This window comes from Photorhabdus sp. RM96S (genome assembly GCF_042879335.1).
GTDB lineage: Bacteria > Pseudomonadota > Gammaproteobacteria > Enterobacterales > Enterobacteriaceae > Photorhabdus > Photorhabdus kayaii.
In genome coordinates, this window is the sequence record NZ_JBHFKT010000066.1 from 1 (window position 1) to 11,834 (window position 11,834).

At 46.1% G+C, this 11,834-nt stretch carries 11 protein-coding genes and 1 pseudogene; 5 read left to right on the forward strand and 7 right to left on the reverse strand.

Features of this window, described 5'->3' with window-relative positions; all coding sequences use genetic code 11:
• Nucleotides 1-99 precede the first annotated feature (99 nt).
• On the reverse strand, nucleotides 100-1,836 hold the full coding sequence (locus ACGF49_RS23215) for an RCC1 domain-containing protein (RefSeq protein WP_387492994.1): 1,737 nt from the start codon (nucleotides 1,834-1,836) through the stop codon (nucleotides 100-102).
• Nucleotides 1,837-2,074: 238 nt separating this feature from the next.
• The gene (locus ACGF49_RS23220) at nucleotides 2,075-2,713 is read right to left on the reverse strand and encodes a hypothetical protein (protein WP_113041940.1); all 639 of its coding nucleotides are present in this window, start codon (nucleotides 2,711-2,713) and stop codon (nucleotides 2,075-2,077) included.
• A gap of 579 nt (nucleotides 2,714-3,292) precedes the next feature.
• Between ACGF49_RS23220 and ACGF49_RS23225 the strand changes: the two genes are divergently transcribed.
• On the forward strand, nucleotides 3,293-3,439 hold the full coding sequence (locus tag ACGF49_RS23225) for a hypothetical protein (protein ID WP_158536532.1): 147 nt from the start codon (nucleotides 3,293-3,295) through the stop codon (nucleotides 3,437-3,439).
• 23 nt (nucleotides 3,440-3,462) lie between these two features.
• Nucleotides 3,463-3,630: a hypothetical protein gene (locus tag ACGF49_RS23230; RefSeq protein ID WP_158536533.1), complete on the forward strand. Its 168-nt coding sequence runs from the start codon at nucleotides 3,463-3,465 to the stop codon at nucleotides 3,628-3,630.
• Here ACGF49_RS23230 and cobO read toward each other — a convergent pair.
• The 5 genes and pseudogenes from cobO to cobA all read right to left on the reverse strand — a co-directional run bounded on the left by cobO (nucleotide 3,623) and on the right by cobA (nucleotide 7,628).
• Nucleotides 3,623-4,180 (reverse strand): cob(I)yrinic acid a,c-diamide adenosyltransferase, encoded by a 558-nt coding sequence (gene cobO, locus ACGF49_RS23235; RefSeq protein ID WP_113041941.1) that lies wholly within the window; start codon nucleotides 4,178-4,180, stop codon nucleotides 3,623-3,625. The genes ACGF49_RS23230 and cobO overlap by 8 nt on opposite strands.
• Before the next feature lie 58 nt (nucleotides 4,181-4,238).
• Nucleotides 4,239-4,868, reverse strand: a pseudogene (locus ACGF49_RS23240) (NAD(P)-dependent oxidoreductase); the annotation flags it as partial.
• A 19-nt stretch (nucleotides 4,869-4,887) separates the two neighbouring features.
• Nucleotides 4,888-5,748, reverse strand: coding sequence for a GHMP kinase (locus ACGF49_RS23245; protein ID WP_146748078.1), 861 nt, complete (start codon nucleotides 5,746-5,748; stop codon nucleotides 4,888-4,890).
• Nucleotides 5,741-6,814, reverse strand: coding sequence for a threonine-phosphate decarboxylase CobD (cobD, locus tag ACGF49_RS23250; RefSeq protein ID WP_113041944.1), 1,074 nt, complete (start codon nucleotides 6,812-6,814; stop codon nucleotides 5,741-5,743). Before cobD ends, ACGF49_RS23245 begins: the two co-directional genes overlap by 8 nt.
• Nucleotides 6,815-6,845: 31 nt before the next feature.
• Complete coding sequence (cobA, locus tag ACGF49_RS23255) at nucleotides 6,846-7,628, reverse strand: uroporphyrinogen-III C-methyltransferase (protein WP_112878671.1); 783 nt, start codon at nucleotides 7,626-7,628, stop codon at nucleotides 6,846-6,848.
• A 440-nt stretch (nucleotides 7,629-8,068) separates the two neighbouring features.
• On the opposite strand from cobA, the gene eutA reads away from it, so the two are divergent.
• From eutA to eutC, 3 genes are read left to right on the forward strand one after another with little or no spacing between them, the layout of a single operon-like run.
• The gene (gene eutA / locus ACGF49_RS23260) at nucleotides 8,069-9,481 is read left to right on the forward strand and encodes an ethanolamine ammonia-lyase reactivating factor EutA (RefSeq protein ID WP_387493004.1); all 1,413 of its coding nucleotides are present in this window, start codon (nucleotides 8,069-8,071) and stop codon (nucleotides 9,479-9,481) included.
• A gap of 12 nt (nucleotides 9,482-9,493) precedes the next feature.
• The gene (locus tag ACGF49_RS23265) at nucleotides 9,494-10,855 is read left to right on the forward strand and encodes an ethanolamine ammonia-lyase subunit EutB (RefSeq protein ID WP_113041946.1); all 1,362 of its coding nucleotides are present in this window, start codon (nucleotides 9,494-9,496) and stop codon (nucleotides 10,853-10,855) included.
• 22 nt (nucleotides 10,856-10,877) lie between these two features.
• Nucleotides 10,878-11,759: an ethanolamine ammonia-lyase subunit EutC gene (gene eutC, locus ACGF49_RS23270; RefSeq protein WP_387493001.1), complete on the forward strand. Its 882-nt coding sequence runs from the start codon at nucleotides 10,878-10,880 to the stop codon at nucleotides 11,757-11,759.
• The last annotated feature ends 75 nt before the right edge of the window (nucleotides 11,760-11,834 follow it).

The window sequence follows — 11,834 nt, forward strand, 5'->3', positions numbered from 1 at the left end:
GGTCGAGTCGGATGGGAACGACTTTGGGAAGGTTGGTTTCGGCTGCAAACCCTGATAGACGGCTATTTGCTGGCTAAATCAGTTGATTTGGAGATCTGATCAAGAGACAGCAGCTAAACCCCACGTCACCACGCGGCCATCCGCAGTTAACGCGGTAAACGCTGTACTATTCCCGTAGATAGCACGAACATTTTTCAACTGCTCTGCTACAGCGCGGCTATCACCTCCCCATTCGCTATCACCCCAAGTGACTACAGTCCCATCACGGCGCAATGCAGCAAATGCAGCCTTCGAGCTTGTGACTTGAATAATATCTTGCAGATTTGAGATAAATTCTGGAACTTTTCCTCCCCTATCAACATCACCCCACGCGACCACAGAGCCATTAGCACGACGGGCTGCAAATGCATGCACTGTTGCGGTCACTTCAACAATGTCATTTAATCCCGCTATATCTTTTGGCACCACTCCGCCATAACTGTCTCTTCCCCAAGCCACCACTGAACCATTCGCCCGTAGCGCCGTAAAGGCATTGTTCGAACTGCTTAACTTAATAATATCCCTCAATGCACTGATTTCACCTGGAACGACACTACCAAAATCACTACCATATCCCCATGCAACAACAGAATTATTAGCCCTCCTCACAGCAAAAGCCCAAGCAGCCTTCACGACTTCCACAATATCTGTCATTGCGGCAACTTCCGGCGGCAATACTCCTCCCTTATCACCGCTTCCCCAAGCGACTAAGTGGCCCGTGGCTCTCCGGGCTACAAAAGCACTACCTCCTCCCCATACATCCACAATATCAGTCATTGCCGCAATTGCCGGTGACACTAATCCACCATGACCACGATTTCCCCAAGCAACAACTTGCCCCGTAGCCCGACGAACCGCGAATGCTCCTGCCGATCCCACAATATCGACAATATCACTTAACCCAGCAATTTCCGTTGGAACAACCCCGCCATATTCGGCACTTCCCCAAGCAACGACATGACCATTGCTTAACCGTGCCGCAAAGGCATTTACTGTACTAACTATCTGAACAATATTATTTAAAGTTGCCAAAGGAGCCGGGATGTTGCCGCCAAACCCAGCGTCTCCCCAGGCAACCATATAACCGCTATCCCGCCGGGCAACAAAAGCAGCGGTATAATCTCTACCCAACCCATTTCCAATCACGTGCCAGCCATTACCCGCAATATTGCACGGGTTCAAAGTCACTAATTGGTTAGCCAAACGCACACGCAAAGGACGATACGGCAAAACATCTTGAAAATTGCTGCCAGCAACCCACTTCTGTTCCCCTGCATATTGCCATTCAGCCAGTACAGGTCGCAAAGTGTTGGCATTCAGCGCACTAATATAGCAAGGAGGAGTAGCCCCAAAGTTATAAAACCCCTGTCGCGAATAACGAGCGCCTATTACCAGCAATTTAGCTCTTTCTCCAATTATATAATAATCCACTGGCTGGGATCGTGCCAATTCTCCCGTTGCGCGGGTAATATTGTAATTCAACCGGACATAGCTCCCAGAATATTGTTCTAATACAGAAAAAGGCACGATGAAAGTTAGAATCTTCCCTCTTTTTTCGCGTGTCACCGTATCCTGTAGTACATAGGGGCTACCAAACTCTCCTTGCCAAGATAAAGTAATCTTATCCCCTGTCATCATATTTAAATACGGATTAACATAGACCGTCGCTCCATTGATATCAATCACCTGACTTATATCTAATTGCCACTTATTACTCGCCTCAGCTATCCACGGCGCAGGCAAAAGCTCATATACTTGTTTCAGTTCATTCTGGGAAACACTAGATGATGTTGACATATATTATATTCCTTTCATAATTAAAAGTGATAAAATTTTAACGCTGGAATAGAACAAACTACTAATCAACCATCTAAATGAATATTTAGAAAAATTTGATTAGCAGAGGTTCAATCATTTAGCTCTCGTTATTTACTTAAATATTAACTTGATTTTAATACTCTACTCATATTATCTGAAATATATTCTTACCCTGATATTCAAGGATAAGAATATATGAAACAACAACCAACGGATATTAATAATTCAATGCATCGAGAAGCCGTTTCTTCAATGATGCAACATCATCCACGCTATTCTGAACCAACAGAGTAAGATTAGCTATATCACTTTCCAGAGATTGAATCTTCTCTCCCAATTCCTGATTCTTTGCATCCAATAATATATCAATCCTTGCCGATTCAGCATATAACTGCTGACCATTAACCGCCTCATTACTGTGATTTGAAATCTCACCGGCCGCAACATGTATAATTTTACGTTCATGGCCGGTTTTTCCTACAGAAACAACATTCGGTTTATTAGCAATAGAATCTGCGCCTAATGCAATGCTCCCTTTTTCTGTTGCAGAGGAGTGTTGACCAATCGCCACGGACTGAGCCGCACTAGCCGTCACCTTTTGTCCCAAAGCGATAGAAGCCAGGCCGTTGGATACAGAGTCAGCACCAATCGCAATAGGCCAAATGACTTTCGCATCACCTTGTTTACCCGCAATTTGATTTTGCCCAATCGCAATAGCCGCTTCACTGATGGTTTTAGAATTTCGGGGTGAAGCACCAATTGCGATAGAATGTACTGCTGGCGCTTCTGCATGTCCAAGTACAACTGAATCCTTGCCAGTTGTTTGTTCAGCTACATCGATATTTTCAATAGACATATTAAACCTCTTAATTTATATATTAAATAATCATGCATTGTTTGAAACTTAATAAAATGTGCAACAGAATATAATATGGATTGCGTGAACCTGTAATTCTTTTACATATCAAAACCTAAATTAACGTTATATTTATTCCACCGACAATATTAGATATAAATCCCAACTTGTAAATAAATTAAAATTATTGGATGGTGGAATATATTGTATGGAATTTATTTCATGTATTATCAAGCTTTATGGAATATATATCCAATAAAGTTCATCATAACCAATTAATTAATCACCTCAATATTAATTGGTTTTTATATACTTAATCCAAGTAAACATAGGAGAAAACTTTATTATTAACCTTAAATTATTTGAAAAATAATTATCCAGTATACTTTTAACACCCAAAAAATACAATCACATTTGGCTAATTATAATTTTAATAATAAATACTCTCAATGAAAATTTTTACCACTGATGATTTCGCAGCTTTCATGGACAACAATTCACTAACTCAAGACATTCCCAATAAACTGTTGAAAGTTTATAATCTATTAGCCAAAAAATTTGTTAATATCAATAATAATCTTGAAGACAACTTATACCCTATGGATTTCAAGATGCATCGCGGCGGCAAGGGAGCGAATCCCCGGGAGCATAGATAACTATGTGACCGGGGTGAGAGAGTGCAGCCAACAAAGAGGCAACTTGAAAGATAACGGGTATATCATCTGATTTATTAATCGAGGTAACATGTAATGAATAATAATCGACTCATCAAAATGCAGAAAATGGCTGAGCGTTTTCATCAATCTGGCACAGTATCAAATATCACCATGAGAGAAATTAATGCATTGGTTAAACAAGATAAAAACATGAATCACTCTTCATCTAATGTGATGACCGGAAAACGCATAATTAAGTGAAAACATATTTTACCGGACACATTTCACTCACCGTATCAGCCAATTCAATTAATTCAACAGGGTAATCTTGTCCGGTAATGATTACCGTCTGATTAATTGGTCGTCCGTTTAATGCCTTGATAATTTCGTCGAGCAATAGATAACCGTTATTTATCGCGCAAGCCAATTCACTAAGCACTACCAATGATAATTCAGGATCACGCATCATGCGCAACGCATGCTGCCAAACCTCAGTACAAGCGGCAATATCCTGAGTACGATTTTGCATTTCTCCAGTCAGGTTCATTGATATTAATTGAAATTCTATCCCATGCGACTGCAACAAAGTACGCTCGCCGGCTGACCATTCATCCCTAATAAATTGGATAACGCCAGCCTTTAATCCATGACCCAACGCTCGTGCAACCGTTCCCATTGCTGCGGTGGTTCTCCCTCTACCATTACCGGTATAGATAATGACAATCCCCCGGTTTTCCTGAGCGGCTGCAACTTGTGCCATAAATCTCTCTTTTTGCCGCTGTTTTCTCTGTTTATATCGCTCCTCACTCATTTGTCCGGCTCCAATATATTAGTCAACTGTTTGTTTTGTTTGTATTCGCTTGAGATGACTCAGAGAATAATGTTTCTACCACCCGATCAACTTGTTGACGATCTTGACTGACCAACGATTGCATTAATCGCTCATCAGTGAAAAACCGCTCCCAAAAGTGACGACGTGCCGCCAAATGATGAAAATGTCGTTTTACCCGCTGGCGAAGTGTTCCACCGTAAGCGGCCAGACGGCCAAGATGCATCGGTAGCAGCCGTTCGAGTTTTTCACGCCATAATCTGACCAATACTGGCGCATTCCCCCCGGAGGAGATAGCTATCACCAATGGTGAACGATCAATCACTGACGGTGTGATAAAACTGGCTTGCTGTGGTTCATCCACCACATTACAAAAAATGCGGCGCTCCGTCGCACAATCACACACGTAGCTATTCACCGCCGCATCATTAGTAGCAGCAATAACCAGCCAACTATGCTCAAGCCAGTGAGGCTCAAACTCACTGCGAATGAGTGTCACTTGGCCGTTATCCCCCCATATCTTAAATTGTGGGGTAAATTCCCGTGCGTTAACTAATAGATGTGCGCCAGCATCTAATAACAGACGCGCTTTACGCTCGGCTACCTGACCTCCTCCAACCAGCAGACAGGTTTTATCCCGGATCTGACAAAACATCGGCAAATAATCCAACATAAGTCTCCTCCTACAGTTAACGCACACCACCCGGTATCATGGTCAGCAAGTGCTGACGAGGATAAAAACGAATTATGCCCCTCTGTTTCAGCCACCAGCATAGGTATTCAACATCATGATGGTGGCGATCACACAATAACCCGACGACACTGCCACTATGAGCAACATTCAGCCCGTAGATCCCACTCCGCTCTACCAATTCCAACAAACTGTCAAACGCCGGTTTTACCAACAATTTTTGACTGGCCAGTGCACTGAGTGTCGTAGCTTCTCCCAACCGCCAGTAATTCCGAGTCGTCACAGCCTGACAAAATAGTTTCCAAGCATGCTCTAGCATTGCGGCATTTTCCAATAATACCGGATGGCGATCTAAACGGTGATAATCAGCCGTGATCAGGGTTTCCGGGCTTTCCAATAACAAAATGTCTATAGATGGCTGCCAGTCACATGCAATTTGAGTGGTACCTGTTTGATGATCGAACAAGGTAAGCCGGCTGAATAACGTGCTATCCGTAGGCTCAAGCTGTACGCAAAAGCTAGCCAGTGTCGTTTCATCAAGTGTTTTCCCCAAATAACGCGCCGTCGCCAGCGCGGTAGCGGCAATATCAGCGGTACTACTTGCCAGCCCTTTTGCCATCGGGATCGTAGAAGTCAAAGCGATCCGTAAACCTCGCGCCATCTCTATCGACAAACCAAAATACGCCAGAACAGTTTTCATCACTTGGCGCATACGGGGACGTTCCTCTTTTCCCGGCACGCCATCTGTAACAGACACTTCGCTAAACCAATTCACCGGACAAGAGATCAATTTCTCACCACCAAGAATCCACCCTTGGATAAGTTCACCACACGATGCAGGACAACGCGCTTCAGCCATAACCAAATACCTGACGTAACGCCGATACCAGACGGCGATTATCATGCTCGCCCTTAATGGCGACCCGATAATGAGCTGCATTCAAGCCCGGATAATTAGCACAATGGCGAATCAATATTCTCTGTTTCAGCAATACTTGTTGAAGATCGATTTCTGGGCGCAGGCAACGCAGGAAGATATAATTTGCCGCGGGAGGCCAAACACGCAATGCCGGTGATGCAGCCAGTGCCTGATAAAGCCAACGTTGTTGCTCAGCTAACCAGCGGTGTGTTGCTTGAATGTAAGCGTTATCATTAAGAACAATTTCACCCGCCAACGCCGCGAAAGCATTAATGGTCCACGGCTCCCGCCAGCGCTTCATTGCTCGAATCCCCGTGACATCACTGCTGACCAGATAACCAAGGCGCAACCCCGGAATAGCAAAAAATTTCGTTAGTGAACGCAGAATATAAAGACGAGGAAAATGCGCTATCTGAGGAATAAATCCAGCAATATCCGGGAGAAAATCGATAAACGCCTCATCAACAATCAACGCAATATTATGCTGACGGCAACGTTCAAATATCGCCTGCAATAGCACAGCATCTGGCATCAACCCCGTCGGATTGTTCGGTGTCGCAAGAAACAAACAGTCAGGCCGATGGCGCTCTAATGCTATCAACAAGCGTTCATCAGGTTGATAGCTATCAGCTTCACTCATCACATACTCATCAATCTGGCAAGCCACTCGCTGCAAGGCGCGTCGATATTCAGCAAATCCCGGTATCAACAACATGGCTCGGCGCGGCTTAAGATAATTCACCACAGCATAAATCAATTCAGTCGCACCATTACCCGCCATCAGGTTTTCGACAGTGCAATGATGAGCCTGCGCTAACGCTGCATGTAACCGGCGATATTCTGTATCAGGATAGTACTCGGCACATTGCAATTGGTCGATAATGGCCGTTTTCAGGGATTCCGGCATTCCTAACGGATTGATATTCGCGCTGAAATCAATCATTTCTTCGACTGTAACACCGATTTTCAGCGCCATTTCCAGCACATTACCGCCATGTTCGCTCATCAAATAGTATCCCCAAATGTTAAGCAGAGAATCAGAGTGCCATCAGTGATGGAACAGAAGACAACAATAGATGATCCCGGCTAAAAGCCAGTGTTTCTCGCAAACGCACCACATCACCAATCACAATCAATGCTGGTGCAGTCAATCCCTGAGCGGCTACCCGCTGAGCCAAAGTTAACAGGGTTGCGCTGGCAACCTGCTGTTGCTGATGGCTAGCATACATCACAACCGCCGCCGGCGTTGTCGGCGCTTTACCGCCTGCGATCAATTGCTCACAGATACTCGCCAGTTGAGTCATTCCCATTAAGATCACCAACGTACCTTCCAGCTTTGCCAGCGTCGCCCAATCCTGTGATTCATTTCCCTGACGCAGATGGCCGGTAATAACATGAAAACCTGATGCATAATCACGATGGGTGACCGGGATCCCGGCACAAGCCAGACCACCAATGGATGAACTGATGCCCGGTACCACTTCAAAAGGGATTTTCGCCAGTGCCAAAGCTTCCGCTTCTTCACCACCACGGCCAAACACATAGGGATCTCCCCCTTTCAGCCGGACGACATTTAACCCTTGTTGCGCACACTCTACCAAGATTTGATTAATTTGCCGTTGCGGCACTGGGTGATAGTTCGGCGTTTTGCCGACATTAATCATTTTGCAATCATCAGGTGCTTCGGATAACAGCTCCGGGCTGACTAATCGATCATACACCAGCGCCTCCGCCTGACGGATACAATGTAATCCTCTGACAGTAATTAGCGCCGCATCGCCGGGACCGGCACCGACCAACCAAACTTTTCCGCTATTCATCATTTTTCTCACCCCGTAACGAAAGTCTGTTGGAAGATATATAACCGATAGCCAGCAACGCGATCTGGTGTAAGATCAATAATTCTTCATTTTTGTTAATGTATTGATGATAACCATCTGTCCTGACATCTTGGCGCCTTATCTGCCTGTTTCTCTTAATAACTTCGCCCTGTATCTTGTATCTATACCCTATGGATTTCAAGATGGATCGCGGCGGCAAGGGAGCGAATCCCCGGGAGCATAGATAACGATGTGACCGGGGTGAGTGAGTGCAACCAACAAAGAGGCAACTTGAAAGATGACGGGTATACGCCATTTTTATTATGGCCCCTAATATTTTTGTGACCACAGTTGATTTTCCAACCAAATTGCCGATATTTAATACTGATTAACAAAAAAAAATGCCAACATACGCCTTATTGCAGACAAGAGGCGTAGCGATGGAAGCCAAGGAGTTATTTAGTGTCGGTATTGACATCGGCACCACCACCACACAAGTGATCTTTTCGCGTCTGTCACTGGTGAACCGTGCAGCGGTATCACAAGTGCCACGCTACGAGTTTGTTAGCCGCGAGATTATCTGGCAAAGCCCGGTATTATTTACCCCCGTAGACTTCGCCGGACAATTACGTGAAGACGAACTGTTCAGTCTGATCCAAGCACAATATCAGGCGGCAAACATCGATCCGAAAAGTGTCGATTCCGGTGCAGTTATCATTACCGGTGAAACCGCGAAAACATGCAATGCACGCCCTGCAATTATGACGCTGGCACAAAAATTAGGGGATTTTGTTGTCGCAACAGCAGGACCCCATTTGGAATCGGTGATTGCCGGTTTGGGCTCCGGCGCTCAAGCTCTTTCACAGCAGAAAATGACCAGAGTGCTCAATATTGACATCGGCGGCGGTACAGCCAACTATGCGCTATTCGATGCCGGGCGACTTATCGCCTCCGCTTGCTTAAATGTCGGCGGCCGCTTATTGGAGACCGATCTTCAAGGGAACGTTTTACGAGCACATCCGCCCGGAGCACTCATCGTTGATTCACTGTTTGGCGAAAACACAGATATTCAACATCTGACAGCCACGCAATTACAGCAAATTGCTACGCGGATGTCGCAATTGTTGTGGGAAGTCGTTACCGGGCAACTCACACCTCTAGCGCAACAATTACTGATGACCGAGCCGCTGCCAAACTGTGATGAACTCTACGCCGTCACTCTCTCCGGCGGGGTAGGAGAATGTTATCGTGAAACATCGGATCATGACCTATTCCGTTTTCACGATTTAGGACCATTGCTGGCACAAGCTATCCATCGTGATAATGATTTCGCCAAACTGCCGCTACAAATGCCAAAACAAACCGTACGCGCTACCGTCATTGGTGCCGGCGCTCATACATTATCGTTATCCGGCAGCACTATCTGGCTCGATACACTATCACTACCACTGCGCAATATTCCCGTCGTCCATCCTGACACAGAAGCCACTGAATCACTGGCAGAAGCCTGGCAACATGCGCTCACACAAATGGATCTGAATGCCGAGCAAGATCTATATGCATTGGCCCTACCCGACGCCTTGCCGGTGAATTATGCCGCCGTGCAGACATGCATTACCGCTTTACAGAACTTTGTCAGATGCTATCCCTCTTCTCACCCGCTGCTCATCGTTGCAGGTCAAGACTTTGGTAAGGCATTGGGCATGCTGTTACATCCTCTGATGGGAGAACGGCCGCTGGCGGTTATTGATGAAGTTATCACCCGCACCGGGGATTATATCGACATTGGCACGCCACTATTTAATGGCACTGTGGTTCCCGTCACTATCAAATCACTGGCTTTTCCTTCCTGAGAGAGCGTAAACATGAAATTGAAAACTCAGCTTTTTGGTAAGACCTATCAGTTTAAAGATGTCAAACAGGTGCTGGCAATGGCTAACGAATTGCGTTCCGGGGATGTGCTAGCCGGGGTGGCTGCCGAAAGTTCCCAACAACGCGTAGCGGCTAAACATATCCTCTCGGAAATGACGATTACGGATATTCGCATGAATCCGATCATTCCTTATGAAGAGGATTGCGTGACTCGCATTATTCAGGATGACATTAATGAAATTGCCTACGCCCGCATAAAAAACTGGAGCATTGGTGAATTGCGTGAATACATACTAAGCGATGATACCAGCGTGGATGATATCGCCTTTCTGCGTAAAGGAATCAGCGCCGAAGTCGTTGCCGCCGTGGCAAAAATCAGCTCCAATGCGGACCTGATCTATGGCGCGAAAAAAATGCCCGTGATCAAAAAAGCCAACACCACCATTGGGACGCCGGGAACGTTCAGCGCCCGGCTACAACCTAACGATACCCGCGACGATGTACAAAGCATTCTGGCCCAGATTTACGAAGGGCTATCATTTGGCGTTGGTGATGCAGTCATCGGCGTCAACCCGGTGACCGACGACGTAGAAAACCTCACCCGCGTACTAGATACCCTCTATGAGGTAATCGACAAATTCTCCATCCCAACACAGGGCTGTGTTTTAGCCCATGTCACGACCCAGATAGAAGCCATTAAGCGTGGCGCACCGGGTGGTTTGATTTTCCAAAGTATTTGCGGCAGTGAAAAAGGGCTAAAAGAGTTTGGCGTAGAATTGGCTATGTTAGATGAAGCACGTGCCATTGGCGCGGAATATTGCCGTCTTGCTGGCGATAACTGTCTCTATCTTGAAACCGGACAAGGCTCCGCCCTCTCCGCCGGTGCTCACTTTGGCGCTGATCAAGTGACGATGGAGGCACGAAACTACGGTTTAGCACGCCACTATGACCCATTTCTGGTGAATACTGTTGTCGGTTTCATCGGGCCAGAATACCTCTACAATGATCGCCAGATTATCCGTGCCGGATTAGAAGATCACTTTATGGGAAAACTCAGCGGCGTTTCAATGGGATGTGACTGCTGCTATACCAACCACGCAGACTCTGATCAAAACCAGAATGAAAACCTGATGATCCTGCTGGCAACCGCAGGATGTAATTTCATCATGGGGATGCCGCTCGGTGATGACATTATGCTCAATTACCAGACATCTGCTTTCCACGATACCGCCACTATCCGCCATCTGCTTAATCTACGCCCGTCACCGGAGTTTGAACGCTGGCTGGAACAGATGGGGCTAATGGCAAATGGCCGCTTAACATCACGGGCGGGCGATGCATCGTTCTTTTTCTGATTCTTTGCTGAGATAAATCATCATGAACCAAAAAACAATTGAAGAGAATGTAAGCGAGCGGGTATCTAACCTGAAACCCCATGCATCCCCTGAAATCACTAACGAAACGGAAAGCTGTACGCCGGATTTAGGCTCCTTGGAAGCCAAACAGTGGATCGGTGTCCAAAACCCGAACCGGATAGAAGTATTACAGGAATTACGCCGCAGCACTGTGGCGAGAGTCGGTACCGGCCGCAGCGGTCCACGTCCACGTACTCAGGCATTGCTGCGTTTTCAGGCTGATCACTCCCGTTCTAAAGATACGGTGTTAAAAGAGGTCCCGGTTGAATGGATAGAGAAACAAGGATTGCTAGAAGTGCAATCTCAAGTCAGCGACAAAAATCTCTATCTGACTCGCCCGGATTTAGGGCGAAAACTCAGTGCGAATGCGGTAGAAACTTTACTGACACAGTGTAAAACAGCGCCCGATGTACAAGTTGTTATCTCCGATGGCCTGTCTACCGATGCCATTATCACCAACTACGAAGATCTTGTGCCACCACTGCTAAAAGGGTTGGAACAAACAGGAATGTGCATCGGCACACCGTTTTTTGTGCGCTATGGTCGCGTCAAAATCGAAGATCAAATTGGCGAGTTACTCAAAGCTAAAGTGGTTGTTTTACTGATTGGAGAACGCCCCGGATTAGGGCAATCGGAAAGTCTCTCCTGCTATGCCGTTTACCAACCGACTGTAGAAAAAACGGTTGAAGCTGACCGCACTTGTATCTCTAATATTCATCATGGCGGCACGCCCCCAATCGAAGCCGCGGCAATTATTGTCGATTTAGCTAAAAACATGCTGGAACAGCAAGCTTCCGGCATTGCTCTTAGAGCCTATCCCAAAAGGAATTGTCATATTGTATAATATTCTAGAACGGATAATTTCTGAAGGTATAGAGAGTATGGCAAACAACAAATGGCGGCTCAGTGATGAACTTTG